This is a genomic window from Kitasatospora sp. NPDC092286, from assembly GCF_044755565.1.
Classification (GTDB): Bacteria; Actinomycetota; Actinomycetes; order Streptomycetales; family Streptomycetaceae; genus Kitasatospora.
Genome location: NZ_JBIVRD010000012.1, coordinates 55,058 through 81,029 on the forward strand (window position 1 = coordinate 55,058; position 25,972 = coordinate 81,029).

Below are 25,972 nucleotides of genomic sequence, written 5' to 3' on the forward strand. Positions count from 1 at the left end.
AGGTGGAGGGGTCGGGGTGGAACGCGAGCGTGTGGTGACGGTGGAGGGCCCGGACGGGCCCGGATCGGGCTATGTCGTCGGCCCGCGGCTGGTGCTCACCTCCGCACACGTCGTCGGCCGGGCCACGACGGTGCGGCTGTACCGCCCGGGCGAAGAACCGCTGTACGACGGCGTGGTGGTGTGGTGCGGTACGCCCGGGGAGCGCGACGACGCCGCGCTGGTGCTCGTGGACGACGGGCGGTGGTACCCGCCCGGCGGCGCGAAGGTCCGCTGGGGGCGCCTGGCCACCTCGCGCCCACGGCAGAAGTGCGAGACCTGGGGCACCCCTGCCGTGGCCCAGCGCCCCGGCAGGGCGACGGAGGCCGGGCAGCAGACCGGAAGGATCAACCCGGGCAGCGGCTTCGTCGGCAACCACTACGTCGTCAGGCTGGACGACCACCCGCCCGAGCCGACCGGCGCGGGGCTCTCACCCTGGGCCGGGCTGTCGGGAGCGGCGCTGTTCTGCGGCGGGATGCTGATCGGGGTCGTCGCCAGTGACATGGCGTACTACGGGCACTCGGCGCTGAGGGCGGTGCCGGCCTATGTGCTGCACCACGACGCGACCTTCCGCGCCGCGTTGGACGAGCACGGCGCCGGCTCGACGGCGCTGGGGCTGGTGGAGTTCCAGGACCTGGTCGAGAAGGAGCCGCCGAGGCCGGCCGGCGGACTGGCCTCTCCCGCGGCCCTGCTGACGGCCGAACGGCAGGTCGTGGACTTCCACGGCCGTGAGGAGCTCCTGCACCGGTTGACCGCCTGGTGCGAGCAGGCGGGTTTCGGCGCCTGGCTGCTCCACGGCCCCGGCGGGCAGGGCAAGACCCGCGTGGCGCACGAACTCGCCCGCCGGCTGGCCCGGCGGCCGCTCCCGGAAGGCTGGACGGTGCTGTGGCCGCGGGCGAACGCGGCACCGACGGACCTGGCCGCGCTGTGGGAGGTCACCGGCCCCCTGCTGGTGGTGCTGGACTACGCGGAGACCCGCCTCGACGAGCTGTCCGCCCTGCTGGCGGCCGCCGAGGAGCACGCCGCGCCGTTCAGGCTGCTCCTGCTCTCCCGCACCGCCGGGGACTGGTGGAACAACGCGAAGGCCGCCCATCGCATCGCCGAGGAACTGCTCGACGGCGCTCCGGTGGTCGGGCTCCCCCCGCTGGAAGCCGCGCCGGCCGACCGCCCGCGGACGTACCGGCGGGCGGCCGAGGCGTTCGCGGCGGCGCTGCCCGGTGTCAGCGGACATCAACGGCCCGACTGGCCGGCCCTGGCCCGCGCCCTGCCCGTCCCAGTCCTCGACCGCGCGGGGTTCGACAACGCCCTGACGCTGCAGATGACCGCGCTGGCCGACCTGCTGGACACCGTCCGGGACTCCGCCGACGACCCTCCTGATGCCGCGCCGCCGACGACGACCGGGGAGGCGGCCGACGTCGAAGAGCGCATGCTCGTGCACGAGCGGCGGTACTGGCTGAGGAACGCCACCGCCCATCGGCTGCGGCCACCGCTGACGGACGGGGCACTCGAGGACGCCCTGGCCGCGGCCCTGCTGGTCGGAGCGGACGACCGTGAGCAGGCGGCCGACGTCCTGCGGAGGGTGCCGAGCCTCGCGGACCAGGGGGAGCGCCGCGAGGCCGTCCGGTCGTGGATCACCGCGACCTACCCGCCGACCGGCCCCGGCCCCTGGGGCGCCCTGCAGCCCGACCGGCTCGCCGAGCACCTCGTGGGCCGGCGCGTACAGGCCGATCACTCCCTCGCCCACCGTCTGGTGCCCGCTCTGGACCGGGCCCGGGCGGCCCGGTTCCTGACGCTGCTCACCAGGGCCGGCGCACACCCGCCGCTCCGCGGTCGGCTGGACGGCCTGATCACCGACCTGTGCACCGGCAGTCCGGCCCTGCTGGGCCCGCCCGCCGTCGACGTCGCCACGCAGGTCGAGGCACCCGAACCGCTGCTCACCGCACTGCACCGGCTGTCCGACGACCCCGACACCCCGTTGTCGGACCTCGAGTCGCTGGCCGACCGCGTTCCGCTGTCCTCCTACCACCTCGCTCCCCTGGCCGTGCGTCTCCTGGAGCGGATCGTCGCCGCACAGCGCGCCTCCGGCGTGGACGGTTCCGACCGTACGGTCGCGTTCGCCACCAGACTGCGCGAGCTCTCCAAGCGCCTGATGGACGTCGGAGAGCCGGACCGGGCGCTGGCGGCGGCCGAGGAGGCCGTCGGGCTGCTCAGCCGGGCGGCATCGCCCCGGACCGCTGCCGCCCGCACCGAACTGGCCGCCGCCTGGAACAACGCCGGCGTCTGCCTTCGCGCGCTGGGGCGGCGGCGGGAAGCCCTCGCCGCGGCGACCGAGGCCGTCGGCATCCACCGGCGGCTGGCCGCGACCGGGATCTCGTCCGACGCCATCCTGTCGAACCACGTACAGAGCCTCAACAGCCTGTCCGACACCCAGCGGCAACTGGGCGACGCACCGGGCGCACTGGAAACCGGCAGGGAAGCCGTCGGGATCCGGGAGGGACTGGTCCGGTCCGGGGCGGAAGGGGCCCGGGCGAACCTCGCGCTGGATCTGAACAACCTCGCCATCCACTGCCTGGACACCGGGCAGCGGGCAGAGGCGCTGGAGACGATCGACCGGGCGCTGGAGATCCTGCGGCCGCTGGCCGAGGAACACCCCGACACCTTCCGCCCCGCCCTGGCCGTCGGCCTGAACACGAGATCCAACTGCCTGTCCGAGATGGGGAGATGGGAGGAGGCCCTGGAGGCGGTCCGGCAGAGCACCGCCATCCGCCGCCGGCTCGCCGAAGGGCGCCCCAACGCGTTCGGCCCCGGGCTGGCCATGACCCTCAACACACTCGCCATCGACCTGGCGGCCCTCGGGCACCACGACGAGGCCGTCGAAGCGGGCCGCGAATCCGTCGCACGTTACCGGATCCTGGCCGAGGCCCAGCCCGACGCGTTCCGCGGTGAGCTGGCCATGAGCCTGAACACGCAGGCCAACCAGCTCGCGGACACCGGAGATCCGCACGGCGCCCTCACCCTGGCCGAGGAAGCGGCCGGTATCTACCGCGAACTGGACGAGGCCTCCCCCGGCGTCTTCGCCATGGATCTGGCCATGGGTCTGACCACACTCGCAAGCCGGTTGGACGACGTCGGGCGACACCAGGAGGCCGTGGAGAGGATCGAGGAGGCCGTCACGATCTACCGGTCGCGGCCGGCGAAGTACTCCGAGGTCGTCCGCCCCGACCTCGCGGCGTGCCTGAACAACCTCGGCGTTCATCTTCGCGCACTGGGCCGGGCCGAGGAGGCGCTGGCGGGGATCACCGAGGCCGTCGAGATCTCACGCGGTCTCGCCCGTACCAATCCCCGGGCGTTCCGGCCCGCACTCTCCCGGTATCTGATCCACCGTGTCCTGTGCCTGCGGGACTTGGGCCGGCTGCCGGAGGCCGTGCCGATCGTGCGGGAGGCGGTGGCGGTCGAGTTGCAGGTGGCCGCGGCCGCGCCCCTCGCCCGGCTGCCCGAGTCGGCCTCCCGGCTCAGCTCGCTCTCCGGCGCGCTGACCCTGGCGGGACAACGGCACGACGCGCCCGGTGTGACCAAGGAGGTCGCGAAGCTCCGCCACCGGCTGGCGAAGGACGATCCGCAGACGCACGAACCGGAACAGGCCGCGACGCTCGACCTGCTCGGACGCCAGCTCGCATCGGTCCAGCGGCACGCCGAGGCGCTGGCCGCCGCCCGGAAGGCGGTGACCGTCCGGCGCCGGATCCGGGCCCGCGCCGACACTCCGGCCCACCGGGCCGCTCTCGCGGCGTCGTTGGGGAACCTCGGCGAGTACCTGATGCAGGCCGGGCAGCGCGGCAAGGCGCTGCCCCCGATGAAGCAGGCCGTCCGTCTCTGGCGCGAACTGTCCGAAGCCGACCGCACGGCGCACCAGCCCGTCCCGGCCCTGGCCCTCGTCCTGCTCGGCTTCCTCTTCTTCGGCGCGGGCCGGGTGGACGAGGCGGTGAGGACCGCCCAGGAGTCGGTGGACGCCTGTGACGCTCTCGCCGGGCTCGATCCCGCACACGGCCCGTTCCTGTCCGTCGCGCTCTGCGTGCACGGCGTGATCCTGACCGAGCTGGAACAGCGGGCGGCCGCGCTGCCTCTCCTCGAACGCGCGGTGCGGGCCGCCCGACCGCTCGCCGAGACCGGTCCCGCCCCCTACCGGACCATTCTGGCCTCGGCATTGAGCGGGCTCGCCCAGTGCCTGGCGGAGGAACCGGAGTGGCCCGAGGAGGCCTTGACGTACGCCCAGGAGGCCGTCGCCCTGCTCACCCCGCCGGCCGAGGCCGACCCCCTCGTCCTTGAGGCCGACCTGGCGCGGGCACTGCCGGTCCTGGGCCTCTGCCTGGCCCGGGCCGGACGGCACGGCGAGGCCGCCGGGACCACCGAACGGGCGGTCGAGGTCTGGCGCCGCCTCCGGGACGCCGCCCCCGCCGCCCACGAACTCGACTTCGGCGCCGCCCTGCTCGCGTACGCCAGGGCCCGGCTTCTCGCCGGAGCACGGTCGGCCGAAGCGCTGGCGGCCGTGGACGAGGCGCTGGCCGTATTCCGCGGTTTGGGTGCCACGGAACCCACGCTGGTCGAGCGGCAACAGCGGCTGGCCCTGGAGACCCGAACGAAACTGATCAGGCGTTCGACGTAGCGGCTCTTCGGAGCTGGAGCCGCATGACGGCCCGAGCGGTCCGGCTCCTGCATTGGGGTCGGATTAGGACGCCAATCAGGTGGTCGCTAAATAGGCTCATGACTGGATTCAGGGGCTGCCTGTTATGTCTCCGGACATGACCAACACCAGGAAGTACCTCGCCGCCGTCGGCCTCGGCGCCGCGCTGGCCATCACCTGCGCCGGCCCCTCCTACGCCGGCGACGGCATCGTGCGCGGCGGCCACCACGGCCACGACCACGGCCACTCGGGGTTCGCCCCGTCCGGCACCACCTGCGCCAACATCGGGGAGGGCGCCCACGCCAACGGTGTCGCGGCGGGTTCGCCGGGCGTGCTGTCCGGCAACCAGATCCAGATCCCGATCAGCATCCCGATCAACATCTGCGGCAACAGCATCGACATCATCGGCCTGTTCAACCCGGCCGGCGGAGGCGGCAACGGCGGCGGCGGGAACAACGGCGGGGGCAACAACGGCGGGGGCAACAACGGCGGCGGAAACGACGGCGGGGGCAACAACGGCGGGGGCAACAACGGCGGCGGAAACGACGGCGGCGGGAACAACGGCGGGGGCAACAACGGCGGCGGGAGCAGCGGCGGCAACAGCTGATCCAAGCCCAGGGCCCACCCCCGGCCCACCCGCCGGGTAAGCACCCCGTTCCACCGACCAGAACCCCCAGCAACCCGAAGGGCTGCGACCCCGGCATCGACGCCGGGGTCGCAGCCCTTCCGTCCTGTCCGGTCGCGGGCGGGCTACGGCACCACGGTCACCGGCCAGCGGCCCGCCTTCACCAGGCGGACGGCGACCGAACCGATCACCCGGTGCCCGGCCTGCTCGGAGGCGCCGACGACGACGGCGTCCGCCCGCAGCTCGTCCGCCATCCGCGCGAGGCCGGTGTACGGGTCACCGCGGACGGTCAGGAAGCGCCACTCCAGCTGCCAGACGTGGCTCAGCCGGTGCTCGGCCTCGCGCAGCGCGGCCAGCAGTTCGTCGGCGATCTCCTGGGTGGTCTCCTCCACCACCGCGCCCGCGAGGGCGGTCGCCGCCCCGAGCACGGGCTGGACGTACGCCACCGCGAGGATCGCGTTCTGCCGCCGGGCGAGGCCGGCCGCATAGGCGGTCGCACGCCAGGAGGAGTCCGAGCCGTCCAGCCCGGCCATGATCACCTTGGGCCCGTCCGTCCCCAGCTCGAAGCCGGCCGGCGCGACCGCCTGCTCCGGCTCCTCGACCCCGCCGACGGCCCCTGCATCACTCTCGTTGCTCATGGCCCGAGGCTATTCCGGACACGGCACGTGAGGGGACGGGGCACGACGGGTGAGGGCTGTGGTGCGGGCCACCCCTGGCGGCCGTCGATCTTGGCCGGGAGGGTCGATTCGCACACGGACGGCCGGAAGCCCGTCACGCGGCGTCGACAATGTGGGCGGCCTCACAGCGACTCGCACGTGACGCAGGCCACTTCCAGGGGAGGTTTGATCTTCGAAATAGGGACATTTCGGTCCAAATCAGTACATTTCCTTGATCCATACCCCCGGTAACACCCCTCTGACGTGGCTAAACCTGTAAATCCTTGAAACCTCCACCGGGGCCCCCGTAACTTCGAACTCGTTGCACCGAGCGAAACGCTCCCGAGGGCCTCACAGCCCCGGAGTTCGGAACGGTGCCGAACCACGCGAGTGACGTGATCCCCGAAACCGACGGCCTTCCGAGGGCCTGGTTCCGCGCGCTCGCAGACCCCCTCCGAAAGGAACCCCATGACCTTCCGTAACGAGACTGCCGCCACCACCACCGCCACCAAGCGTCGCAACCGCGTCCGGATGGCTCTGATGGCCGGGGCGCTGACCGCCCTGCCGGTGGCCGGCCTCGTCACGGCCAACAGCGCCTCCGCCGCGCCGGCGTCCGTCTGGGACAAGGTCGCGCAGTGCGAGGCGACGGGTAACTGGGCCATCAACTCGGGCAACGGCTTCTACGGCGGCCTGCAGTTCACCTCCAGCACCTGGGCCGCCTTCGGCGGTACCGCGTACGCCTCGCAGGCCCACCAGGCCACCAAGGCCCAGCAGATCGCGATCGCGGAGAAGGTCCTCGCCGCCCAGGGCCCGGGCGCCTGGCCGATCTGCTCCGTCAAGGCCGGTATGAGCAGGTAAGGCCCTCGGCGCACCGCGCCACGACGACGCCGCCGCACCCGACCGTTCAGTCGAACCGGTCGGGTGCGGCGGCGTTGTGTCGTTTCCGGGGCGTTTCCGGGGCACTTTCAGGCGGCTCGCTGGCCGTGGAGGAGGAGGGGGAAGCGGCGCGGTGCGGTGGTGAGGGCCTCCCGGACGCGGGCGGCCTGGGCGGGGCTCATCACGGTGGGGAGGCGGCGGGGGTCGACGAAGCGGTGGCCGAGCAGGCCGCTGCGGTGCTGGGGCGGGACGGTGATGCGGGCGGCTTCGTGGTCGCTGAGGGTGCCGCCGTCGAAGACGAGGTTGAGGCGTTCGAGGTAGCGGTCGGCGGGGGTGAAGTCGACGGCGAGGAGGTGGGTGGGGCGGCGGTTCAGGCCGGTCTCGGCATGGAGGTGGCGGGCGGCGGCTTCGTGCGGGGATTCATTGGCGCGGGCGCTGCCGCCGGGGAGGATCAGGCCGTCCATGAAGTCCGGGTCGATGAGGAGGACGCGGCCGCGCGGGTCGCGGAGGAGGACGAGGCAGCCGAGCCGGCAGACGGGCGGCTTGGCAAGGAGTCGGGGGTCGCGCACGGTGGGGGTCACCTTCTGGTGCTGGTGCTGGCTCTCGGGTGGGGACGGCGGGTTCGACTCCGGCGGCTCCGTCGGCGGGCCCAGGCCTCGGTCACGTTCATTCCGGTCATGAGGGCGGTGGCGAAGAACAGCCACCAGACCAGGCGGGCAACGGCCGGCTGCCCGGGGTCGACCAGGGCGGAAGCACCGTGGGCGATGCCGAAGGAGGCGAGGAGCACGAGGGCGGCGGCGAGGAGCTCAGTCCTGGTCGGCTTGCCGCTCATGGAGCAGGCCCTTTCGCAGGAGTTCGGTGATCCGCAGGACCTGGGAGGTACGGGCCGAGCCGAGGTTGATCAGGTAGGCACCGGTCAACCGCCCGTAGTCCCAGTCCACTTCGAGGGAGGGCAACTTGGCGTCACCGAGAGCGAGGACGGCCGTCAGCTCCTCGACGGCGAAGGCGGCCTCGCGGCGCTGCTCGGCGGTCGCCCGGTTGAGGATCGGCCCCATCAGACCATCTCCCGGTGCGACTCGAACCCCCGCCAGGCCTTCTCCGCGACGGAGAAGGAGGAGAAGCCGCTCAGCGATCCGTCGCCGTCTCTCAGCCCCTCCCCCGTGATCTCGTTTCGCACCCGGTAGAGCCGGGCGGCGGGATCCCAGCGGATCCCGTAGCCGTGGAGGTTGGTGGACGGGTCGTCCGGTCTGGGCTGAGTCTGGGCATGGTTCATGGGAACCCTCCGCTTACGAGCTTTCACGTTCTGTGCCCATGGTGGCCTGTCGACAGCTACCATCGGAAGCGAAATTGGTTTTGACTTTCCGGCTGTCCAAGTTGGGGCAATCATGGTTAACCGCAAGGAGCTTGATCCATCCTCAGGCCGGTGGGCGCCCTTTGGGGTGCAACTTCGCAGGTCACGCGAGACAGCCGGGCTCACGCAGGCGCAGTTGGCCGCGTGTGTCGGGTTCCACTACTCAACGGTCTCCTTCGCCGAACTTGGCACGAAGCAACCCTCGCTCCGCTTCGCTCGTGCGGCTGACCAGGCCCTGGGGACACAGGGCACCTTGGCCCTCATGTGGCAGCAGGCGAACAACTCGGCCGGTCTCGCCGAGGGATTCACGGAGTTCACGCGGCATGAGGCCCAGGCCACCGAGATAAGGCTGTTCGAGATCGGCGCCATCCCGGGTTTGTTCCAGACCTCGGCATACGCCGAGGCTGAGCTGGCGGGCGCGTTGGACCGGGGCGAGGTCACAGCCGACCAGGCCGAGGAACGGCTCAACTTCCGGCTGGCCAGGCAGAAGCTTCTGACTCGCACCCCTCCACCCCTCATCTACGCCGCACTGGATGAGAGCGCCCTGCGATGGCAGCTCGGCGGCCCGGACGTCATGGCCGAACAACTTGAGCACCTCGTAGAACTAGCGGAGGAACCTCACATCCTGCTGCAGGTGGTGCCGTTCACCATGGGAGTGCTCAGATCCTTCTCATCAGCCGTCACCTTGCTGACCATTGGTGACAATGGCCAACTGGCCTACACAGAAACACTCCACCGCGGCTTCCTTGAGCGGGACCGAACCGCCGTCATGACTTGGCGCAGGCGCTACGATCGTCTCCAGGTGGACGCGCCTCCTCGGGCGGAATCCCTGGCCATGATCAGAAGACTCCGGAAGGAACTGGCACCATGACCTCCAGCCTCGACCTGTCATCCGCACACTGGGTGAAGTCCTCCCACAGCACCGACGGAGGCCAGTGCGTCGAGGTGGCACCCGATTACCTCAACGTCGTGCCCGTTCGCGACTCGAAGGACCCCCACGGCCCCGCCCTCGTCTTCCCCACTGACGCCTGGCAGTCCTTCGTCACCGCCGTCCGCGCCGACGACTTCGGTGCCGTCTGAACACACCGCACCCAGGCGCCGCCATTCCAACCGGGGCGGCGGCGCCTTCTCAACCGCACCGCACAGCCACAATCGCACCACTGTTGCGACGTGACACAGACGCTATGACCGGCTCCAGGTCAAAGGCGCGATGCGCCTCATGCCTTTGGATACGATCCGTCAAGCCCGAAGGAATCAACCGACATGACGCTCGAACAAGCAAACTGGCGCAAGAGCACCTACAGCTCCGACGGAGGCCAGTGCATCGAGGTCGCCGACGGCCTCAGCGGAGTGATTCCTGTTCGGGACAGCAAGGACCCGAACGGCCCCACCCTCATCTTCCCGGCTGACGCCTGGCAGTCCTTCGTCACCGCCGTCCGCGCCGACGACTTCGGACCCGCCTGAACACGCCACACCCAGGCGCCGCCACCCTGACCGGGGCGACGACACTTCTCTCAAAGCCCAACCACCCTACACACAGCCGCAATCACTCCAAAGCGGCCTCCCGCCACTGCTCGCCGGCCGCCCGGTTGAGGATCGGCCTCATCAGACCATCTCCCGGTGCGACTCGAACCCCCGCCAGGCCTTCTCCGCGACGGAGAAGGAGGAGAAGCCGCTCAGCGATCCGGAGGAGTCGCGCAGCCACTCCCCCGTGATCTCGTTTCGCACCCGGTAGAGCCGGACGGCGGGATCCCAGCGGATCCCGTAGCCGTGCAATTTAGTGGTCGGCTCGCCGAGGGCCGGAGGCCGCGCGACATCCAGTCGGACATCCCCTGTCATGATGTGACTCCTCTCCGTATTGGCATGAAGAGGTTCTCGCCACCGGCTTGCGGCTACCAGGGATGAAACGTCCTAGTTCTGACTCCTAATCAGCCAGGCCAAGGAATCTTGCGAGCTTCCGAAGACCCGGAGGCCTAGCGGATCCCGCCCAAAGGTCAGAGACGATCGCCACCGCCAGCGTATGGTGACGCATCCAGCCGGGGGCGGTCCGTTGGAGCCGTTCCAGTGCCGCCACTGCCCCTCTGGCGTTCCCAAGGTCCGCGTACGCTCGCGCCACGTCGAGAAAGAGCCATGCCCGCCACGAGGGCGGAATCTCCACACCAAAGCGAACACCTCGCGCGAGGGTCAACGCCTCGTCAGAACGTCCATGTTGAACAGCAAGACGCACGCGCTTGATCCGAACAGACGACTCGCTGAAGACGCTGACCATTCGACTGTCCTCAGGCGGCGGCATCTCCGCCAACCGCACAGTCGCCCGCTCCGCAGTCCCCATCATTTCGGACGCACCGTCATAGTCGCCACCAAGACTGGTACTGATCGCTCCTGCCATGATCAGCCCACCCCAGACGCGGAGCCCTTCCGCGCTGGAAGTGTGCTCGCGCTCGACTCCATCGGCAGCGTGAACCGCCAGCGTACGAGAATCATCCAATCGGTTCTGACGCTGGTACGCCCACGACACAGAGTTGCAGAGCATCGCTGCCAGCAAGGGATCCTCGGCGGAATCGGCAGCCGAAATTGCTCGTTCGAGACTGGAGACGCCGAGATCTGTCTTGCCGAACCGAATAGCAAGGTGGCCACCCAGCTGGAGAGCCTTCCCCAAAGCATGATGACCTGCCAATCGCTCACGCCCCTTGCTTGAAGCAGCGGCGCGCCTGGCGTCCACGATGACGCCAGGCAGAATCTCCATGAGCCTGCCAAAGTCTGCAGCGTGGTAGAGGGTCCACCCATCGGCGATCTCAGCCTTCAACAGAGCAAGTGACAGCCACTCTGCCCCGTCCGGGCTGGGAAGCGGGGTGAACAACGACGGCATAATGGCGCGGCGTAGAAAGACCAGTTCCGCCGGCTCCACATCGCCCGTCGACGGAACGGCCGGCGGATCACCCAGCAACGCAGTCAGCTCGACGCCAAGTCCCTTGGCCAGCGCATGAAGTGTGGGCAGCCGTGCCGAGTGCTTGCGCTGCTGTTCGAGTTTCCGAACCACATCCACGGACACGCCTGACTTCTCCGCCAGGGCTTCCTGCGTGAGGTCGGCCAAGCGGCGCAACCGACGTAGCCGCTCCCCAAGGTGGTCGTTCGCCATATGCCAGACATTACGCCTGAACAGGCAACGGCCTGAACCACTCGGCAATCTTGCTGGCGCCGCTGCCAAGTTCGACCACGCCCGCACAGCCGCAATCGCACCACTGTGGCGACATCGCTCAGACGCTACGATCGATTCCAGGTCGAAGACACGATGTGACCCGCGCTCTTGGACATGATCCGTCAAACCCGGAAGGATCTGCCGACATGACGCTCGAACAAGCAAACTGGCGCAAGAGCACCTACAGCGGTCAAGGCGGCGAGTGCATCGAGGTCGCCGACGACTACCCCGCCATCGTCCCGGTCCGCGACTCGAAGGACCCGCACGGCCCCGCCCTCGTCTTCCCGGCCGACGCCTGGCAGTCCTTCGTCACCGCCGTCCGCGCCGGCGACTTCGGACCCGCCTGAACGCACCACACCCTGGCGCCGCCGCCCCCAACCGGGGCGGCGGCGCCTTTCTCTACCCCACCAACAAGCTCAACCACCCCCACCCAGCCGTTGGCCGCCACCGATTCCCGGTATGAGCCACAACGGCGCACCGTGGCGGTCTCCCTCGCGATGGCCCTCGCCCCAGAGCTCCGGTGCGGGGGCCACGGGCGTGCCGGCCTTACTCCTCCAATCGCTTGAGTTCACCGGGCCCACCGGGTTCTCCAGGCCCACCAGGTTCACCGGGCCCACCGGGTTCTCCAGGCTCTCCGGGCCCACCAGGTTCTCCAGGCTCTCCGGGCTCACCGGGCTCACCAGGCTCCCCGGGCTCACCAGGCTCACCAGGCTCACCAGGCTCCCCGGGCTCACCAGGCTCACCAGGCTCACCAGGCTCACCAGGCTCTCCGGGCCCACCAGGTTCCCCAGGTTCCCCGGGTTCCCCGGGTTCCCCGGGCTCTCCGGGCTCACCGGGCTCACCAGGTCCCCCCGGATCGCTGGACGACACGCTCGACACCGTGTTCGCGGCGGTGGTGACCGTCTGAGCCGCCGTTCCCGCCAGGGTGGCGGTGGCCCCGATCACCACCCCGACCGGGCCGCCGCCCAGCGCCACCACCGCGGCTCCGATGTCCCCGGCGAGACGGCCGATCGCCGCGAACACGCTCGCTATCGCGTTCAGCGCCGAGACGATGCTCGATCCGTCACTGAGATTGATCCTGCCGATCAGATCGATGGCATTGGCGGACGTGGTCTCCACATCCACCACATGCTGGATGACCGATCCGGCCACCGTGCCGAGCACGCCGGCGTGCTTGGACAGTGAATCCTTGAGGTTGTTGACCTGGTTCTGCACCTCCTGCATGGAGTTGCCTTTGGCAATGGCCTGCACCACGTTGCCGAACGCGGCGCCGATGTCCCCCACCGCAGGGCTGCCCGCCTGTTTGACGGCCGCCTGGATCTGGTTCGCCAGCTGGCCCGACTGGGTCAGGCTGTTCTGTATCGACTGTGCGTCCGCAGGCGCAGAGACCGGTACTTGGAAGAAAGTGTTGCCATTCGACATACGACGCTCCCGTGACCTCGTTCTCCATCGATTTCTTCTGATGCTGTTCAGCGCCGGATCGGGACGCTCTTCTCGTCCCGCACCCGCCGCGGCTCCCGGTCGATGACCCGCACCTGCCCGGTCTCGGAGCCGGCATCCAGCTCGTACAGCGCCGCCAGGACGCGTTCGACGCTCACGATGCGCGGAAAGGTGTTGGGGGCGACCACGTTGACCCGGACCCCGGCGGGGGCGAGTTCCGCCGCCAGGTGCCGGCTCGCGATGTCGAGCGCGGCCTTGCAGGCGCTGTATCCGAGCTGACCGGTGCCGGGGAAGGCTCTGGAGGCGGCCACCGACGACAGGTTGATGACATTTCGACGGTGCAGCCGGTTGTCCTCGGGGATCGCCCGCCACGACTTCTCGTAGAGCTCGGCGACCACCTGCAACGGCCGCACCACGTTGACCAGGAACTGCCGTGGCAGACGCTCCAGGAAATCGAGCGAGGTCCCCGGCCCCCAGTCGTACAGCACGGCGCTGTTGACGACCAGGTCCACCCGGCCGAACGCGGCGAGTGCCAGCTCGGCGATCCGCCCGGGGCTGCCCGGGTCGGCCAGGTCCGCGGCGATCGGATAGAACGTGGTGTGCCGCTCGTGCACCGGCGGGGCCTGGTTCAGCGGGTCGACCACCTGCTCGTACCGGCGCTCGGCCCCGGCGGGGCAGGTCCGGTAGACCGCCGCGATGCGATAGCGCGACGACAGGGAACGCAGAAAGGCTCCGCCCAGGCGGCCCCCGGCGCCCAGGAACAGGCACACCCGTGGCTCGGACATCACGGCATCACCGCCCACTCGCTCTGGCCCAGCGCACGATCTCCCGGTCCGTCCACCGGGCCACGGCGTCCTCCTTGCTCCGGTGCAGCCAGAGAACGAGCGAATTGCGCTGCGTCGTGCTCGCCAGATAGGTGTGGAACGAGGTGGGCGTGCATTCGAAGGCGAGCATTCCGTTGTCCGTCGGGGGCACCAGCACGGTCGGTTCGGTGACGGCGGTGGTCCGGTCGAGGTACAGCCCGGTCTCACCGCCGCGCCCCGGAAACCACGGCCCGTTGTCCAGGTAGTACAGGACGGCCACCGCCCGCACCCGTTCCACGGTCTCCAGGCCCGGCTCCGACGTGGTGCCGTACCGGTAGCTGCACCGCCCGGAGTCGGCGAGATTGACCCCGTCCGGGTGCGGCCGCGCCACGAACCAGCCCGGGTTGAGATCGTTGTGCACCTGGCCGCTGGCGGCGCCGGCCTCGTGGTGGTGCAGCGAGGCGTTGACGTCGCAGGTGACCGGCACGTCGAAGACGCGGGACAGCGCATCGCGGAACTCCGAGGACAGGAAAGCCTCGAACGCCCCACGGTAGCCTGGTCGGAAGCTGTGACCGGTCGCGTCATAGCCGCGCATGTTCCGCTGGAAGCCGTCCGTCCCGTCGACGGCCAGCAGCTGTCGGAGCTCCAGGGCCATCTGCTCGTACCGGGTGCGGCGGAACACCGGCTCGGCCCAGAGATGCCGGAACGGATACTCCCGCAGCCGCCACCGGCGCCCGTCGAGAATCTCATCGAGGCTGCTGTTCACCGCTCGCCCTCCGGGATGACCTGGGTGGAGGCGTACAAGGCTCGGAAATGTTCCTCTACCGACAGCCTGAACGGCCTTGCCGGAGTCGGCAACTCGGGGTGCCTCCGGTGAACACCGCTTTCATCCTTGGCAGTTGTGGACGCCAGGCGGACTCGACCCTTCGCCTCCCGAGTTGCACCACACATGGAACGGCCGGAAACTGATTGCGGGCGGGGCTCGCAAGGCAGAACTGCCGACTCTGCGCTTTGTACTGAGCGATGGTCACCGATTCACGGAGCGCGGACCGGGTAAGGCCTGTCCGCCCCGGGGGCGGCGGGCGTGCACGAAGGGGGGCTTCCTCCCGTAGGAGTCACGATGCAGCAGAGCGTCCAAGACGCCTTCATTCCGTTCACCGAACCGCTTGAAGGCCGCGTGCACTTCATGTATCTCGACATCAAGAGCCTGGTGTCCACCGGGGTGGGCAACCTGCTCGACGCCGACGATCCCTCGAACCTCGGGAGCAACGCGCATCTGCTGCCCGATGCCTTCACCCTGAACTGGGTCGACAAGAACTCCGGCGCTTCGGCCGCGCATGCCGACATCGAGCAGGAGTACCAGACGGTCAAGTCCAGCGGCACCTCCCACGCCCTGCTGCCGCAGAAGGAGGCGGTCACCACGCTGCGGATCGACGACGCGGCGATCGACGGGCTGATCACGAGCAAGCTGGCCGACTTCGAGAGCCAGGTGAAGGGACGGGCAGCGTTCAGCGATCTGGACAACTGGCCCGCCGAGGGCCAGCTCGGTCTGTTCAGCATGGTGTGGGCGCTCGGGCCGCTCTTCCACTTCCCGAACTTCGAGGCCGCGGCCTCGGCCGGCCCCGTGGACTGGCTCACCATGGCGCGGGAGAGCCATATGACCGACACCGACAACCCCGGGGTGGTCCCGCGGAACGTGCTCGACGGGCTGCTCTTCACCCTGGCCGGCTGGAAGGCCTCGACCTCGGGCGACTTCACCCAACTCGCCTACGACCCCGCGCAGAAGCTCGACGCCAACATGCGCTCGGGGAACTTCCCCGTCCCGCTGAACCTGGCGGTCGGCGTGCAGACCGCCCTGGAGAAGCTCGGCTTCGACCCGAACGGTCTCGACGGCATCTTCGGGCCGGGCACGCAGGCCGCCCTGGTCAAGTTCCAGCAGTCCAACCAGCTCAGCGAGACGCCCGGCGCCGGTGGCATCGACGACGTCCCACAGGAGACCGTCGACGCCCTGGGATCCCAGCTCGACACCGCCGGAGTCTCCCACTTCCCGTAGCCTGCCGGCCCCCGCCCGGCCCTGACGCCTCTGCCCCCGGGGGCTCGCGGCGCGCCCGGCAGGCGCGCCGCGAGCCCGTGCGCCCGTCCCGATGCCCCAAGAGGACCTCAGGGAACAGGCCGTTCACGACCGGGGGTTCACCCCTCGCTGCCCACGCCCGTGGCGATCTTGCCGAGGCTCTGCCAGCCCGGCCCGGCCGCCGTGTCGCCGCCGTTGTTCCGGTACGCGGTCACCGATCCGTCGGCGTTGATGTAGAGGTAGTCGGCCCGGCCGTCACCGTCGAAGTCCGCCCAGCGCACATGGCTGCTCACCTCGGGTGCGCTGCCCGGCACCGGGGTGTTGCCGGGCAGCCAGCCGCTGCTGAAGGCCTGGTCGAGTGCGGGGAAGAAGGCGTCCGCCATCCGCTTGTAGCCGGCGTCCCTGGGGTGCAGGTCCCCGACACCCGCGAACTCGGTGGTGGGATCCAGCGCGGGCGCGTCCACGTAGCGGAAGTGGCGGCCCAGTTGTGCCTGGGCCGGCTCGAACTGGCTGATCCGGGAGTTGTACTGCTGGATCAGACCGGGCAGGGCGGTGCCGGCCGGGCAGCCCGGGCAGGCGGTGGTCGGTATCAGGCCCTGCAGAATGACGGTGATGCCCGGCCGGGCGGTGTAGATCCGGTCGAGCAGTTGCTTGAGACGGTCCGGGGCGTGGGCCGGGTCGTCGTTGTTCTGCAGGTCGTTGAGCCCGAGGTGCAGCAGGACCACGTCCGGGCGCTGGAGGCCGAGCCAGCTGTCGACACCGCCGCTGATGTCGTTGATCCGCCAGCCGCCGTGCCCCTCGTGGCTCCGCTCCCCGAACGTGGCCGGGCCGTCCGAGCCGGAGCCGACGAAGTGCACGGTGTACCGGGTCTGCGCGGCGACGTCGCCCGCCAGCGGCTCACGGTAGCCACCCCAGTCGCTGCTGCCGAAGCCCTGGGTGATCGAGTCGCCCAGCGGCATCACCCTGAGCACGGGCGGGGCGGTGGCGGCCGGGGCGGCGGTGGCGGCACCGGATCCGAGGCCGAGCACGCCGCCGGCCGCGCCGAGCAACGCGGCCATGGCAAGCGGTAGGAACCTTTTCACGAGCTGCCCCCCTATCAGATGGTGATGAAGCATCAGGGGGTGCGTTCGCGCACCCCGGCGGCGATCCTGTCGCATCCCATCGGCGCCGACGCGGCCGGGGTCAGATCCGATGATCTTCAGGTCCGGAAGTAAGTGACAGACAGGCCCCGTTCGACCTCCGCTGACTCCGGGTGACCGGGCGGGCTCCCCGCCCGGTCACGAGGACGCAGCCCACGCGGAGTGGGGAGTCGGCCACGTCGACTTCCCACTCCGCGGCTCGGCCGAAACTCACGCAAAAGGCAGCCGCCGCGGCGCCTCCTCGGGGGGCTCCCCCGGGCCCTGGTGCTGCCCGGCGCGTCGCCGTCCGGCGACACCGGGGAAAAATAATTCCACCGCGGCGAGCTGTGGCCTGCTACAGTCGACTTAGTTGCAGTAGTGGTTCCCATGAACTTTGTGTGCGCCTGCTGATGTATTCGCAGGTGCATTTTTGTTTCCCGGCTCTTTTTCCGGGCGGGTCATCATCGCGGCGACTCGAAGTCCGCACAGTGCGGGCTTCGGACAGCCCTTGAAGGAGAATTTTTTATGGCTAATGGCACTGTGAAGTGGTTCAACGCGGAAAAGGGCTTCGGCTTCATCGAGCAGGAGGGTGGCGGCCCCGACGTCTTCGCCCACTACTCGAACATCAACGCCAACGGCTTCCGTGAGCTGCTCGAGGGCCAGAAGGTCGAGTTCGACGTCACGCAGGGCCAGAAGGGCCCGCAGGCCGAGAACATTCGTCCGCTGTAGTTTTTCTGCCATGGCACCCGCCTAGCAGCGAGGGGCCCGCACCGCGTACATGCCCGGTGCGGGCCCCTCGGCATTGCGCCACGACCGGTCCCCGGCCACTCAGGCCCCCTGGCTCCGCCACCGGCGGCCATCCCCACGCGAGACGCACAGCGCCGCGTCCGGATCGGCGCCCCGCCGTGACATCTCACGGTTCGAGGTTCTTCGCTCCCGCACTCCGCACGTCCGGTGAGCGCCGACCGTAGGTGACGTGCCGCAACGGTTTCACCGTCCACGCTCCGCTCGTCACAGTTTCTGGCCCGTTCCTTGCGATCTCTGCCGCACCCGCGCCGCAGAGCCCTCCTCGTGACGTGCCGCACCGAGGAAGGTTTCCGCATGAACCGCTCCAGTCGCTCCTCACACCAGAACTCCGGCTCCCGCTCCGGCGGCGGCTCCCGGTCCCGCTCGGGCGGCGGCCGGCGCTTCACCGGCCCGACCGGGCGTCAGGGCTCATCGCCGCAGGGCGAGTTCGCGATGCCGGTCAGCACCACACCGGCGCTGCCCGCCGTCGAGTCCTTCGGCGAGCTGGACATGCCCAAGGCCCTGCTCTCGACGCTGACCCGCCAGGGCGTTACCTCGCCGTTCCCGATCCAGGCCGCCACGCTGCCCAACTCGCTGGCCGGACGCGACGTACTCGGCCGAGGCCGTACGGGCTCCGGCAAGACCATCGCGTTCGGCCTCGCCCTGCTGGCCCGCACGGCCGGCCGCCGCGCCGAGCCGCGCCGCCCGCTGGCCCTGGTGCTCGTCCCCACCCGGGAGCTCGCCCAGCAGGTCACCGAGGCGCTCACCCCCTACGCCCACTCGGTGCGACTGCGGCTGGCGACCGTGGTCGGCGGGATGTCGATCGGCCGCCAGGCCCAGGCGCTGAACCGGGGCGCGGAGGTCGTCGTCGCCACCCCCGGCCGGCTCAAGGACCTGATCCAGCGCGGTGACTGCCGGCTCGACGAGGTCGGCATCACGGTGCTCGACGAGGCCGACCAGATGGCCGACCTGGGCTTCCTGCCGCAGGTCACCGAACTGCTCGACCAGGTCGCCGCCGACGGTCAGACGATGCTGTTCTCCGCGACCCTGGACCGCAACGTCGACCGGCTCGTGCGCCGCTTCCTCAACGACCCCGTCACCCACTCGGTGGACCCGTCCGCCGCCACGGTCAGCACCATGGAGCACCACGTGCTCCATGTGCAGAACCACGACAAGAACGCCACGATCGCCCACATCGCCTCCCGCGAGGGCGGTGTGATCATGTTCATCGACACCAAGCACGGCGCCGACCGCCTGGTCGAGGACCTGCTCGCCAACGGGGTGAAGGCCGCCGCGCTGCACGGCGGCAAGTCCCAGCCCCAGCGCACCCGCACCCTCGAACAGTTCCGCTCCGGCCGGGTCACCGCGCTGATCGCCACCAACGTCGCCGCCCGGGGCATCCACATCGACGGACTGGACCTGGTCGTCAACCTCGACCCGCCGGCCGACCACAAGGACTACCTGCACCGCGGCGGCCGCACCGCACGGGCCGGCGAGTCCGGCACCGTGGTCACTCTCGTCCTGCCCAACCAGCGCCGCGAAACGGCCCGCATGATGGCCACCGCGGGCATCACCCCCACCGCCACCCGGGTCCACTCCAGCGACGGGGAGCTCGCCCGCATCACCGGCGCCCGCGTCCCCACCGGCATCCCGGTCGTGATCGCCGACCCCGTCGTGGAACGCCCCCGCCGCAGCGCCTCCGCCAACCGCGGCCGCCGCAGCCGCCCCGCCGCCGCCGGCACCGGCACCAGCGCCGGCACCGGCCGTAACCCGCAGGGCGCGGCCGGCTCCCGCCGCCGGGCGCCGAGGCGCGTCGCCCTCGCCGCGTAGGACGCCGCACCTGCCCGGCCCGCGCGGCGGGCCGGGCCCGCGACGACCGCAGGACGGACGCCGGACGCCGAAGCTGGCGGCCCCGTCGAACGCTCTCCCCGCCAGTGCCCTGATCGCCGCCGTCATCGGCGGGACCGACGCGAAGGAGCCACGCCCATGACCGTCATGCTCGAACACCCCACCGCCGCCACCGCCACGGTCGGCGACCTCATGACACGCCCGGAGCTGCAGATCAGCGACGATGTCATGGTCGACACGGCGATGGACATCCTCCGGAGCTCCGGCGCCGACCACGCCCTGGTCCGCGACGAGGAGGGCCGCTGCGCCGGGCTGCTGACCCGCCTGCATCTCGCGCCGTTCCAGGCCCGGTCCTGGTACACCGAACGCACCCCGGTCCGCGACATCGTGCACGACCGCGCCCCGTTCGCCACCGCCGACATGCCCGCCACGGTCGCGGCCGCCGCCATGCGCTCCCGGGGCCTGGACGCGTGGCCGGTGGTGGACCACGACGGCCACGTCATCGGCCTGCTCAGCCTCCAGGCGCCGTCCGGCCCGCCCCGGACCGGCTGCTGACACGAGCGGACGGGTCCACGGGGAACCGGACGATTCCGCCCCCTGGACCTCGCTCACCCCGCTCATGCCGCCCCTGGTGGACTTCGTCCACCAGGGGCGGAGTGCGCCCCGAAGCCGCGTAGCGCCGGGCAGGAGCCGCCGGCGCGGCTCTCAGCCGCCGACCGCCGGGCCCGTCTGCCGTATGCCCGGCCGGTCCCCCGTACCGGCCGGTCGCTCCGAGCATGGCGGACGGTCGCAATCGTCGTCTTGTACGAATGCGCAGTTTCGGAGCGGCGGGCCGCACGACGCCCCCGCGGAGAACGAGCCCGGGGGTCAGCCCGCGTGGTGGCGGGGCCGGCCCGCCGCCAGGACGGCGCTGGTCACCCGTCCCGCCAAGCGGTCCGTCGGTTCGGGCGGGACGGCCGCCCGGCGGGAGGCGAGGAACTCGCGTGGGGAGCAGCCCACCATCCCCCGGAAGGTGCGGTCGAGGTGCGACTGGTCGTAGAACCCGCACTGCGAGGCGATCCGGGCGCCGTCCCAGTCCGGTCGCCGCTCCAGCACCGTCAGCGTCCGCTGCAGGCGGATGATCTTCGCGACCTGTTTCGGCGGCACCCCGAGGTGCTCGCGGAAGCGCAGTTCGAGGCGTCGGCGGCTCCAGCCGGTGCCCTCCACCAGCGCCCTGACCGGCACCAGCCCGTGGGAGCGGCGCAGTTCGTGCCAGGCCCAGGCGACGGAGGGCTCCCACGGCCGTCCGTCCACCAGCCGGGACGCGAAGAAGGCGTCGAGGAGCGCGAACCGCGCGCCCCAGCCGGGGGCCTCCGCCAGTCGGCCGGCCAGGCCGCGCAGCGACTTGCCCAGCACCTCCCCGGCGTCGGCCCACTGGCCGCCCAACTCGCCTGCCGCCGGCCCGAGGAGGTGGAAGGCGCCCTGGGGCGTGAGCGAGACCGTGAGGCCGTAGAGCCGGCCGCCGTGCTCGGCGATCGTCGCCGTGCGGCGCAGCCCGGCGGCCACCGAGCCGAACGACTCCGGCGGTGTCGCGGCCACCGCGTCGGTCAGCCGCATGGCGCCCTCGAAGCCGATCGCCAAGGTGACGACGTCGGTCGGCACCTCCAGCCGGCGCCTGGGCTGACGGAGCGTCATGTCGTAACCCCGGTAGCCGAGGACGTACGGACGGAGCGGCTCCGCCGGTGCGCCGTACGCCATCTCGCACTCCGCATCCATCGCCCCGTGTTCCAGGTCCATCGCAACTCCCATGGTCGGCCCACCGATTGGCATGCGCACGACCTATCATAGGGCAGCGGCCTTGTCTCGACAGGTGAGAACAGTTTTCTTGGCAGGCGAGATGAGGCACAATCATCCGCATGGGAAAGACTTACGAACGCATCGACGGCCGACTGCGGAAGTTCATCGAAAGTCAGCCCGTCTACTTCGTCGCCACCGCGCCGCTCGCCGCCGACGGACACGTCAACGTCTCACCGAAGGGCCGGTCCGGCACCCTCGCCGTGATCGACGAACTCACCGTCGCCTACCTCGACTTCGGCGGTTCGACCGCCGAGACCATCGCCCATCTGCGGGAGAACGGCCGGATCACCCTGATGTGGTGCGCCTTCGACGGCCCGCCCACCGTGGTGCGGGTGCACGGCCGGGGCGAGCCGGTGTTCCGCGACGACCCGCGCTTCGCCGGCCTGCTGGGCCGGTTCGACGAGGGCGCCGACGGCTCCGGGCTGCGTGCGATCGTGCTGGTGAGGGCCGACCGGGTCAGCGACTCCTGCGGGTTCGCCGTCCCGCTGATGGACTACCGGTCCGACCGCGACCTGCACGAGCAGTACTTCGGCCGCAAGACGGAGGACGAGTTCAACACCTACTGCGAGGGCAAGGAGTACGTCGGCAGCAGCATCGACGGCCTCCCCGCGCTCCCCCTGCCCCTCCCGCCGCGCCCCGCATGACCAGAGGCCGTCGGCACACCGGCATCGGCGTGACGACGACGCCCGTGCCGCCGTCCACGGCCGGGAGCCCTCGCGCAGCACCGCGCGAGGGCTCCCGGCCGCCTTGGGCGGGCGGGTGAACTACCGCTTCATGTAGACGCTGTCCATGAAATCGATGATCTGCTGATCCGTCAGCCGGTGTCCCTCGCGGTGCCCCATGGCGAGGTCAGCCTCGCTGATCATGCCGACCAGGCGCTCCCCGTCGATGACCGGGATACGGCGGATCTGGTGCTGCTCCATCTTCTTCAGCACCACGTCCATGCTGTCCTCGGCACGGACACAGTGCAGGTGCCCGGCCAGCTCCATGGCCGTCATGTCGGCCGGTTCCTTGCCCTCCGCGATACATCGGACGACGATGTCGCGGTCGGTGATGATGCCCTTCAGCTTCTGGTCGTTGCCGCAGATCGGGAGGGCGCCGACGTGCATGTCGCGCATCATCATGGCGGCTTCGGCGAGGGTCTGGTCGGCGCGGATGCACTGGGCGCCGGTGTGCATGATGTCTCGGGCAGTGGTCACTGGGACTCCTTCACAGGTCTCCCCCGAGCTCTCGGTGTACCTCTGCGATCACCATAAGCAACACTTTGGCGGCCCGCGAGCCCACCGCCCGATACTGGAGGCGTGACCCAGGATCTCGCCGAGGTGGTCGACGAAGCCGTGCGGGCCCGGCCCGCGACGGCGCTGCGCCCGTATGTGACCTGGTACTCCGGGTACCGCCGGCGCGGCATCGCGCCCGCCGTGCACCGGGGCCTGCCGTCGCCGTACCTGACCTTCATCCTCACGCTGGACGAGCCGCTCACCATCGCCGGACACCCCGATCCCGCGCAGCCTCCCGCCGTCTACGCCACCCTCCTCGGCGGGCTGCACACCTCCCCCGCGCTGATCACTCACGACGGCCGCCAGTCGGGTGTCCAGCTCGCCGTCCACCCGCTGGCCGCCCGGGCGCTGTTCGGCCTGCCCGCCGGGGAGCTGGCCGGGATCAGCCTGCCGGCCGAGGACGTCCTCGGCCCGTTCGGCGAGCGCCTCCAGGAGGAACTGCGGACCGCCGCCGGCTGGCCCGAGCGGTTCGCCGTGCTGGACGGGGCGCTGCTGCGGGCCGCCCGCCCGTCCGGACGGGTGCCGGCCGAGGTCGGGTGGGCCTGGCGGGCGCTCCGCCGCAGCGGCGGGACGCTGCCGGTGGCGGAGCTGGCGCGGGAGACCGGGTGGAGCGGCCGCCATCTGCGCGACCGGTTCCGCCAGGAGACCGGGCTGACGCCGAAGGCCGCCGCCCGGGTGATCCGCTTCGACCGGGCCCGCCGGCTGCTCGCCGCGTCCGGGCCCCGGCCCCGGCTCGCGGAGCCGGCCGTCTCCTGCGGTTACTTCGACCAGGCCCATCTGGCCCGCGAGTTCCGGGCGCTGGCCGGGTGCGCGCCGAGCGCCTGGCTGGCCGCGGAGGGGCCGGACGCGGCGAAGTTCCGAAACGTCCAAGGCGGGGCGGGCACGGCGGCGGCAGAGTGGGAGCCGTCACCCCGGCCTGAGTAGGGCGGGTCCGACGATTCGCCCGCCTGGCGGGAGTCGTCGGCCCCGCCCACCCCAGGCGACCCCGCTCCGAGGAGGCACGCAGCCATGGACACTCCGACTCCCGCTCCGCAGGTCTGGCCCAGCCTGCACGCCCGCGACGCCCGGGCCCTGATCCGCTTCCTGGTCGACGCCTTCGGCTTCCAGGAGGTCGTCACGTACGGCGAGGGCGAGTTCGTCGCGCACGCCGAACTCGCCTGGCCCGAGGGCGGCGGTGTGATGCTGGGCTCCGACCAGGAGACCCCGGACGGCAGCCACCCCTGGCCCGGCCGGACGGGCGGCTTCACGGCGTACGTGGTCACGGCCGACCCGGACGGCGTGCACGCGCGTGCGGTCGCGGCCGGCGCCCGCATCACCACCGGGCCGCACGAGACCGACTACGGCTCGCGCGACTTCGCCGCCGCCGATCCGGAGGGCAACCACTGGTCCTTCGGCACCTACCCGGGCGCCCCGCGGCCTCCGGCGGCCGGCCGGGGCTGACCGGACGGGCGCGCGGGCGTACGCGCGCCCGGGGCCCCGCTTCCACCCCTCCGGTTGCAGGCGGCCCGGGGGACGACAAGGCTCGGAAGGAGCGGGAGCACCGGGTCGGCTTCCGGTCCGGCCACGGACCGTGAGAAGAGGCGATCGTACGCAGGCCGGACGACAGGGCCGAGGGCGCCGCCGGGCGCCGGGCCGGCTTCCCCCTCCCCCTCCCCCCGTCCCCTCGTCGACAGGAGTCCCCGATGATTCTCTTCCTGATCATCGTGCTGCTCGCGGTGGTCTTCGGCTTCGTCGGCGCCCTGGTCAAGGGCCTGCTCTGGCTGATGATCATCGGCATCGTGCTGTTCGTCGTCGCGCTCGTCTTCGGCGGCGTGTCCCTCGGCCGCCACTCGCGCAGATGACCGGCGGCCGTCCGCGCTCCCGGCCGGGGGTGAAGACGGCCCCCGGAAACCGCCGCCCCGCGCCCAGGGCTTCCCGGGCACGGGGCGGCGGCAGGGCGGCGGTCGGCACCGCCCCGGGAATCGTCCTTAGCCCTTGCGCAGGACCGTGATGAACTCCTGGGCGAGATCCAGGAGTTCGTCCGCCGTGGAGGTGGTCAGCTGGGCGTCGACGAAGACCTCGTCCGCCCCCGCCTCGACGGCGGAACGCAGATAGTCGCAGACCTGACGGACCGTCCCCCGCTTGTGGGTGTGCGCCGGATCGGCCGGGGACGCGGTGATGGTCGGATTCGCCCGTACGACCATGCGCAGCCGGGCCGGATCCCGGTCCGCCTCTTCGGCCGCCCGCAGGGCCAGGCCCCAGAGACCGGTCAGATGGGGCAGCGGCATCGCCGCCGCCAGCCAGCCGTCACCCCGGCGTCCGACCCGTTCCAACGCCGCCGGGCCGAACCCGCCCAGCAGGATCGGCGGCCGTGGCCGCTGCGCGGGCTTGCGGGGGATCCGGGACGCCGGGACGTCGAACAGCGCCCCCCGGTGCGCCACCACGTCCGACGTCCAGATGGCCTCCAGGAGGTCGAGCGTCTCCTCCAGGCGGGCGCCCCGGCCCTGCCAGGGCACGCCGGCCGCGGTGTACTCGTCGCGCAGCCAGCCCAGGCCGATGCCGACATCCAGGCGCCCGTGGCTCAGCAGGTCCAGGGTGGTCAGGGTCCGGGCGAGCAGAACGGGCGGCTGCCAGAGGGCGTTGAGGGTGCTGCTGCCCAGCCGTACCCGCTCGGTGGCGGTGGCGGCCAGGGTCAGTGTGAGCAGCGGGTCCAGGTTGGTGGCGAACTCCTCGGGCATGGGATCACCGCCCGGGTACGGGTCGCTGGGCTCGACCGGCCCGAGGATCCGGTCACCGACCCACAGGCTGTCGTATCCCATGGCCTCCAGTGCCCGGCTGGACTCGACGACGAGATCCGGGTCGGCGAAGACGCCGAACTGGGGAACGGAGAATCCGATCCGCATCAGAAAACCTCCTCAGGTCTTACTCGAAGAATGCTGTCCTACCCGGGAATCCGGTTCGGTACCGCCGGTGGTTACGGCCGGGCCCGGCCGTAACCACCGGCGGCCACAGCGGTTGTGCAGGTGGTGCCGGCAGGCCACCGTCCTGACCCGGCGGGGCCCGCAGGCGCGCACGGCCCGCCGACGGCCGGCCGCACAACGACACGGAGGTACGCGATGAGCAACGGGAGCGACCGTTCCTCGACGACGAGGTCAGCCGTGATTCCCCCGCAGGGCCCGGAGAGTGCCGGGCAACGGGCGGCCGCGCAGATGCTCGCGCTCCGGGAGGTCGTCCTTCCGGCGGCGGTGATCGGCGCCGCCATCGAGCTCCTGGGGGAGCGCCTGCGCGATCCGGACCCGGTGACCCGGGAGGCGGCCGCCGCGGTGGTCGCCCGGTTGCGCGCCTCGGTCACGGACGGCGACCCGGACTGAAGGTTCACACCTTCGGGCGTGC

The 25,972-nt window shown here is 71.1% G+C and carries 29 protein-coding genes and 1 pseudogene; 16 read left to right on the top strand and 14 right to left on the bottom strand.

Features of this window, described 5'->3' with window-relative positions; all coding sequences use genetic code 11:
• Positions 1 to 16: 16 nt before the first annotated feature.
• Together ACIQIB_RS14595 and ACIQIB_RS14600 are read left to right on the top strand one after the other, a co-directional pair.
• Positions 17 to 4,696: a tetratricopeptide repeat protein gene (locus tag ACIQIB_RS14595; RefSeq protein ID WP_400758161.1), complete on the top strand. Its 4,680-nt coding sequence runs from the start codon at positions 17 to 19 to the stop codon at positions 4,694 to 4,696.
• A 136-nt stretch (positions 4,697 to 4,832) separates the two neighbouring features.
• Complete coding sequence (locus ACIQIB_RS14600; protein WP_400758163.1) at positions 4,833 to 5,321, top strand: chaplin; 489 nt, start codon at positions 4,833 to 4,835, stop codon at positions 5,319 to 5,321.
• A gap of 143 nt (positions 5,322 to 5,464) precedes the next feature.
• On the opposite strand, the gene ACIQIB_RS14605 is transcribed toward ACIQIB_RS14600, so the two are convergent.
• Positions 5,465 to 5,872, bottom strand: a complete 408-nt coding sequence (locus ACIQIB_RS14605) for a universal stress protein (RefSeq protein WP_363614516.1) — start codon at positions 5,870 to 5,872, stop codon at positions 5,465 to 5,467.
• Positions 5,873 to 6,463: 591 nt separating this feature from the next.
• Here ACIQIB_RS14605 and ACIQIB_RS14610 point away from each other — a divergent pair.
• Positions 6,464 to 6,850, top strand: a pseudogene (locus tag ACIQIB_RS14610) (transglycosylase family protein); the annotation flags it as partial.
• Between the two features lie 110 nt (positions 6,851 to 6,960).
• Here ACIQIB_RS14610 and ACIQIB_RS14615 read toward each other — a convergent pair.
• Genes ACIQIB_RS14615 through ACIQIB_RS14630 form a run of 4 tightly spaced genes read right to left on the bottom strand, consistent with a single transcriptional unit; the run spans position 6,961 to position 8,144 of the window.
• The gene (locus ACIQIB_RS14615; RefSeq protein ID WP_400651815.1) at positions 6,961 to 7,440 is read right to left on the bottom strand and encodes an NUDIX domain-containing protein; all 480 of its coding nucleotides are present in this window, start codon (positions 7,438 to 7,440) and stop codon (positions 6,961 to 6,963) included.
• A gap of 8 nt (positions 7,441 to 7,448) precedes the next feature.
• Entirely contained in the window at positions 7,449 to 7,703 is a 255-nt protein-coding gene (locus ACIQIB_RS14620; protein WP_363614512.1) for a hypothetical protein, read from the bottom strand.
• A complete protein-coding gene (locus ACIQIB_RS14625) occupies positions 7,678 to 7,926 on the bottom strand; it encodes a hypothetical protein (protein ID WP_400651811.1) in 249 nt (82 codons plus the stop codon). Before ACIQIB_RS14625 ends, ACIQIB_RS14620 begins: the two co-directional genes overlap by 26 nt.
• On the bottom strand, positions 7,926 to 8,144 hold the full coding sequence (locus ACIQIB_RS14630; protein ID WP_363615304.1) for a hypothetical protein: 219 nt from the start codon (positions 8,142 to 8,144) through the stop codon (positions 7,926 to 7,928). Before ACIQIB_RS14630 ends, ACIQIB_RS14625 begins: the two co-directional genes overlap by 1 nt.
• A 112-nt stretch (positions 8,145 to 8,256) precedes the next feature.
• Between ACIQIB_RS14630 and ACIQIB_RS14635 the strand changes: the two genes are divergently transcribed.
• The 3 genes from ACIQIB_RS14635 (at position 8,257) to ACIQIB_RS14645 (ending at position 9,686) form a co-directional block, all read left to right on the top strand.
• Entirely contained in the window at positions 8,257 to 9,093 is an 837-nt protein-coding gene (locus ACIQIB_RS14635; RefSeq protein ID WP_400758164.1) for a helix-turn-helix domain-containing protein, read from the top strand.
• Positions 9,090 to 9,302, top strand: coding sequence for a DUF397 domain-containing protein (locus tag ACIQIB_RS14640; protein ID WP_400758166.1), 213 nt, complete (start codon positions 9,090 to 9,092; stop codon positions 9,300 to 9,302). Before ACIQIB_RS14635 ends, ACIQIB_RS14640 begins: the two co-directional genes overlap by 4 nt.
• A gap of 183 nt (positions 9,303 to 9,485) precedes the next feature.
• Complete coding sequence (locus ACIQIB_RS14645; protein WP_400758168.1) at positions 9,486 to 9,686, top strand: DUF397 domain-containing protein; 201 nt, start codon at positions 9,486 to 9,488, stop codon at positions 9,684 to 9,686.
• A gap of 141 nt (positions 9,687 to 9,827) precedes the next feature.
• Here ACIQIB_RS14645 and ACIQIB_RS14650 read toward each other — a convergent pair whose 3' ends face one another.
• Positions 9,828 to 9,998 carry a hypothetical protein gene (locus ACIQIB_RS14650; RefSeq protein WP_363615310.1) on the bottom strand — a complete coding sequence of 57 codons (171 nt, stop codon included), beginning with the start codon at positions 9,996 to 9,998 and terminating at the stop codon, positions 9,828 to 9,830.
• A 148-nt stretch (positions 9,999 to 10,146) separates the two neighbouring features.
• Complete coding sequence (locus ACIQIB_RS14655) at positions 10,147 to 11,361, bottom strand: helix-turn-helix domain-containing protein (protein ID WP_400758170.1); 1,215 nt, start codon at positions 11,359 to 11,361, stop codon at positions 10,147 to 10,149.
• 206 nt (positions 11,362 to 11,567) lie between these two features.
• Here ACIQIB_RS14655 and ACIQIB_RS14660 point away from each other — a divergent pair, with 206 nt between their 5' ends.
• The gene (locus ACIQIB_RS14660; protein WP_400758172.1) at positions 11,568 to 11,768 is read left to right on the top strand and encodes a DUF397 domain-containing protein; all 201 of its coding nucleotides are present in this window, start codon (positions 11,568 to 11,570) and stop codon (positions 11,766 to 11,768) included.
• A gap of 199 nt (positions 11,769 to 11,967) precedes the next feature.
• Here ACIQIB_RS14660 and ACIQIB_RS14665 read toward each other — a convergent pair whose 3' ends face one another.
• The 3 genes from ACIQIB_RS14665 to ACIQIB_RS14675 are packed head-to-tail and all read right to left on the bottom strand — an operon-like array spanning position 11,968 to position 14,430.
• Positions 11,968 to 12,843 carry a hypothetical protein gene (locus tag ACIQIB_RS14665; protein ID WP_400758173.1) on the bottom strand — a complete coding sequence of 292 codons (876 nt, stop codon included), beginning with the start codon at positions 12,841 to 12,843 and terminating at the stop codon, positions 11,968 to 11,970.
• A 47-nt stretch (positions 12,844 to 12,890) separates the two neighbouring features.
• On the bottom strand, positions 12,891 to 13,646 hold the full coding sequence (locus tag ACIQIB_RS14670) for an SDR family NAD(P)-dependent oxidoreductase (RefSeq protein WP_400758175.1): 756 nt from the start codon (positions 13,644 to 13,646) through the stop codon (positions 12,891 to 12,893).
• A 7-nt stretch (positions 13,647 to 13,653) separates the two neighbouring features.
• Positions 13,654 to 14,430 carry a 2OG-Fe(II) oxygenase gene (locus ACIQIB_RS14675; RefSeq protein ID WP_400758177.1) on the bottom strand — a complete coding sequence of 259 codons (777 nt, stop codon included), beginning with the start codon at positions 14,428 to 14,430 and terminating at the stop codon, positions 13,654 to 13,656.
• Positions 14,431 to 14,784: 354 nt separating this feature from the next.
• Between ACIQIB_RS14675 and ACIQIB_RS14680 the strand changes: the two genes are divergently transcribed.
• Positions 14,785 to 15,717, top strand: coding sequence for a peptidoglycan-binding protein (locus ACIQIB_RS14680; protein ID WP_363606132.1), 933 nt, complete (start codon positions 14,785 to 14,787; stop codon positions 15,715 to 15,717).
• A gap of 137 nt (positions 15,718 to 15,854) precedes the next feature.
• Here ACIQIB_RS14680 and ACIQIB_RS14685 read toward each other — a convergent pair whose 3' ends face one another.
• Entirely contained in the window at positions 15,855 to 16,793 is a 939-nt protein-coding gene (locus tag ACIQIB_RS14685) for a GDSL-type esterase/lipase family protein (protein ID WP_400758179.1), read from the bottom strand.
• A 585-nt stretch (positions 16,794 to 17,378) separates the two neighbouring features.
• Here ACIQIB_RS14685 and ACIQIB_RS14690 point away from each other — a divergent pair.
• The 3 genes from ACIQIB_RS14690 to ACIQIB_RS14700 all read left to right on the top strand — a co-directional run bounded on the left by ACIQIB_RS14690 (position 17,379) and on the right by ACIQIB_RS14700 (position 20,042).
• Entirely contained in the window at positions 17,379 to 17,582 is a 204-nt protein-coding gene (locus tag ACIQIB_RS14690) for a cold-shock protein (protein WP_030918248.1), read from the top strand.
• Positions 17,583 to 17,954: 372 nt separating this feature from the next.
• Positions 17,955 to 19,469 (top strand): DEAD/DEAH box helicase, encoded by a 1,515-nt coding sequence (locus ACIQIB_RS14695; RefSeq protein ID WP_400758181.1) that lies wholly within the window; start codon positions 17,955 to 17,957, stop codon positions 19,467 to 19,469.
• Positions 19,470 to 19,625: 156 nt separating this feature from the next.
• Positions 19,626 to 20,042 (top strand): HPP family protein, encoded by a 417-nt coding sequence (locus tag ACIQIB_RS14700; RefSeq protein WP_400758183.1) that lies wholly within the window; start codon positions 19,626 to 19,628, stop codon positions 20,040 to 20,042.
• Between the two features lie 312 nt (positions 20,043 to 20,354).
• Here ACIQIB_RS14700 and ACIQIB_RS14705 read toward each other — a convergent pair whose 3' ends face one another.
• Positions 20,355 to 21,263 carry a helix-turn-helix domain-containing protein gene (locus ACIQIB_RS14705; RefSeq protein WP_363606137.1) on the bottom strand — a complete coding sequence of 303 codons (909 nt, stop codon included), beginning with the start codon at positions 21,261 to 21,263 and terminating at the stop codon, positions 20,355 to 20,357.
• 119 nt (positions 21,264 to 21,382) lie between these two features.
• On the opposite strand from ACIQIB_RS14705, the gene ACIQIB_RS14710 reads away from it, so the two are divergent.
• Positions 21,383 to 21,967 carry a pyridoxamine 5'-phosphate oxidase family protein gene (locus ACIQIB_RS14710; RefSeq protein ID WP_400651788.1) on the top strand — a complete coding sequence of 195 codons (585 nt, stop codon included), beginning with the start codon at positions 21,383 to 21,385 and terminating at the stop codon, positions 21,965 to 21,967.
• A 120-nt stretch (positions 21,968 to 22,087) separates the two neighbouring features.
• Here the strand turns inward: ACIQIB_RS14710 and ACIQIB_RS14715 are convergent, their stop codons facing one another.
• Positions 22,088 to 22,522: a CBS domain-containing protein gene (locus ACIQIB_RS14715; RefSeq protein WP_363606140.1), complete on the bottom strand. Its 435-nt coding sequence runs from the start codon at positions 22,520 to 22,522 to the stop codon at positions 22,088 to 22,090.
• Between the two features lie 102 nt (positions 22,523 to 22,624).
• On the opposite strand from ACIQIB_RS14715, the gene ACIQIB_RS14720 reads away from it, so the two are divergent.
• The 3 genes from ACIQIB_RS14720 (at position 22,625) to ACIQIB_RS14730 (ending at position 24,441) form a co-directional block, all read left to right on the top strand.
• Positions 22,625 to 23,524 (top strand): helix-turn-helix domain-containing protein, encoded by a 900-nt coding sequence (locus tag ACIQIB_RS14720; protein ID WP_400758185.1) that lies wholly within the window; start codon positions 22,625 to 22,627, stop codon positions 23,522 to 23,524.
• A gap of 84 nt (positions 23,525 to 23,608) precedes the next feature.
• The gene (locus tag ACIQIB_RS14725) at positions 23,609 to 24,040 is read left to right on the top strand and encodes a VOC family protein (RefSeq protein WP_400758187.1); all 432 of its coding nucleotides are present in this window, start codon (positions 23,609 to 23,611) and stop codon (positions 24,038 to 24,040) included.
• Positions 24,041 to 24,282: 242 nt separating this feature from the next.
• Positions 24,283 to 24,441 (top strand): hypothetical protein, encoded by a 159-nt coding sequence (locus ACIQIB_RS14730; RefSeq protein WP_363606144.1) that lies wholly within the window; start codon positions 24,283 to 24,285, stop codon positions 24,439 to 24,441.
• Between the two features lie 126 nt (positions 24,442 to 24,567).
• Here ACIQIB_RS14730 and ACIQIB_RS14735 read toward each other — a convergent pair whose 3' ends face one another.
• On the bottom strand, positions 24,568 to 25,482 hold the full coding sequence (locus ACIQIB_RS14735; RefSeq protein WP_363606145.1) for a TIGR03619 family F420-dependent LLM class oxidoreductase: 915 nt from the start codon (positions 25,480 to 25,482) through the stop codon (positions 24,568 to 24,570).
• A 213-nt stretch (positions 25,483 to 25,695) separates the two neighbouring features.
• Here ACIQIB_RS14735 and ACIQIB_RS14740 point away from each other — a divergent pair, with 213 nt between their 5' ends.
• Complete coding sequence (locus ACIQIB_RS14740) at positions 25,696 to 25,950, top strand: hypothetical protein (protein WP_363606146.1); 255 nt, start codon at positions 25,696 to 25,698, stop codon at positions 25,948 to 25,950.
• Positions 25,951 to 25,972: the final 22 nt, after the last annotated feature.

What these genes read in the sequence shown, in the direction of transcription:
- ACIQIB_RS14740 (WP_363606146.1), top strand. Translation starts at nt 25,696, where the DNA reads ATGAGCAACGGGAGCGACCGTTCCTCGACGACGAGGTCAGCCGTGATT.
- ACIQIB_RS14630 (WP_363615304.1), bottom strand. Translation starts at nt 8,144, where the DNA reads ATGAACCATGCCCAGACTCAGCCCAGACCGGACGACCCGTCCACCAAC.
- ACIQIB_RS14690 (WP_030918248.1), top strand. Translation starts at nt 17,379, where the DNA reads ATGGCTAATGGCACTGTGAAGTGGTTCAACGCGGAAAAGGGCTTCGGC.
- ACIQIB_RS14725 (WP_400758187.1), top strand. Translation starts at nt 23,609, where the DNA reads ATGGACACTCCGACTCCCGCTCCGCAGGTCTGGCCCAGCCTGCACGCC.
- ACIQIB_RS14685 (WP_400758179.1), bottom strand. Translation starts at nt 16,793, where the DNA reads ATGGCCGCGTTGCTCGGCGCGGCCGGCGGCGTGCTCGGCCTCGGATCC.
- ACIQIB_RS14620 (WP_363614512.1), bottom strand. Translation starts at nt 7,703, where the DNA reads ATGAGCGGCAAGCCGACCAGGACTGAGCTCCTCGCCGCCGCCCTCGTG.
- ACIQIB_RS14645 (WP_400758168.1), top strand. Translation starts at nt 9,486, where the DNA reads ATGACGCTCGAACAAGCAAACTGGCGCAAGAGCACCTACAGCTCCGAC.
- ACIQIB_RS14700 (WP_400758183.1), top strand. Translation starts at nt 19,626, where the DNA reads ATGACCGTCATGCTCGAACACCCCACCGCCGCCACCGCCACGGTCGGC.
- ACIQIB_RS14710 (WP_400651788.1), top strand. Translation starts at nt 21,383, where the DNA reads ATGGGAAAGACTTACGAACGCATCGACGGCCGACTGCGGAAGTTCATC.
- ACIQIB_RS14600 (WP_400758163.1), top strand. Translation starts at nt 4,833, where the DNA reads ATGACCAACACCAGGAAGTACCTCGCCGCCGTCGGCCTCGGCGCCGCG.
- ACIQIB_RS14605 (WP_363614516.1), bottom strand. Translation starts at nt 5,872, where the DNA reads ATGGCCGGGCTGGACGGCTCGGACTCCTCCTGGCGTGCGACCGCCTAT.
- ACIQIB_RS14695 (WP_400758181.1), top strand. Translation starts at nt 17,955, where the DNA reads ATGAACCGCTCCAGTCGCTCCTCACACCAGAACTCCGGCTCCCGCTCC.
- ACIQIB_RS14735 (WP_363606145.1), bottom strand. Translation starts at nt 25,482, where the DNA reads ATGCGGATCGGATTCTCCGTTCCCCAGTTCGGCGTCTTCGCCGACCCG.
- ACIQIB_RS14705 (WP_363606137.1), bottom strand. Translation starts at nt 21,263, where the DNA reads ATGGACCTGGAACACGGGGCGATGGATGCGGAGTGCGAGATGGCGTAC.
- ACIQIB_RS14660 (WP_400758172.1), top strand. Translation starts at nt 11,568, where the DNA reads ATGACGCTCGAACAAGCAAACTGGCGCAAGAGCACCTACAGCGGTCAA.
- ACIQIB_RS14730 (WP_363606144.1), top strand. Translation starts at nt 24,283, where the DNA reads ATGATTCTCTTCCTGATCATCGTGCTGCTCGCGGTGGTCTTCGGCTTC.
- ACIQIB_RS14670 (WP_400758175.1), bottom strand. Translation starts at nt 13,646, where the DNA reads ATGTCCGAGCCACGGGTGTGCCTGTTCCTGGGCGCCGGGGGCCGCCTG.
- ACIQIB_RS14655 (WP_400758170.1), bottom strand. Translation starts at nt 11,361, where the DNA reads ATGGCGAACGACCACCTTGGGGAGCGGCTACGTCGGTTGCGCCGCTTG.
- ACIQIB_RS14680 (WP_363606132.1), top strand. Translation starts at nt 14,785, where the DNA reads ATGCAGCAGAGCGTCCAAGACGCCTTCATTCCGTTCACCGAACCGCTT.
- ACIQIB_RS14625 (WP_400651811.1), bottom strand. Translation starts at nt 7,926, where the DNA reads ATGGGGCCGATCCTCAACCGGGCGACCGCCGAGCAGCGCCGCGAGGCC.
- ACIQIB_RS14635 (WP_400758164.1), top strand. Translation starts at nt 8,257, where the DNA reads ATGGTTAACCGCAAGGAGCTTGATCCATCCTCAGGCCGGTGGGCGCCC.
- ACIQIB_RS14640 (WP_400758166.1), top strand. Translation starts at nt 9,090, where the DNA reads ATGACCTCCAGCCTCGACCTGTCATCCGCACACTGGGTGAAGTCCTCC.
- ACIQIB_RS14665 (WP_400758173.1), bottom strand. Translation starts at nt 12,843, where the DNA reads ATGTCGAATGGCAACACTTTCTTCCAAGTACCGGTCTCTGCGCCTGCG.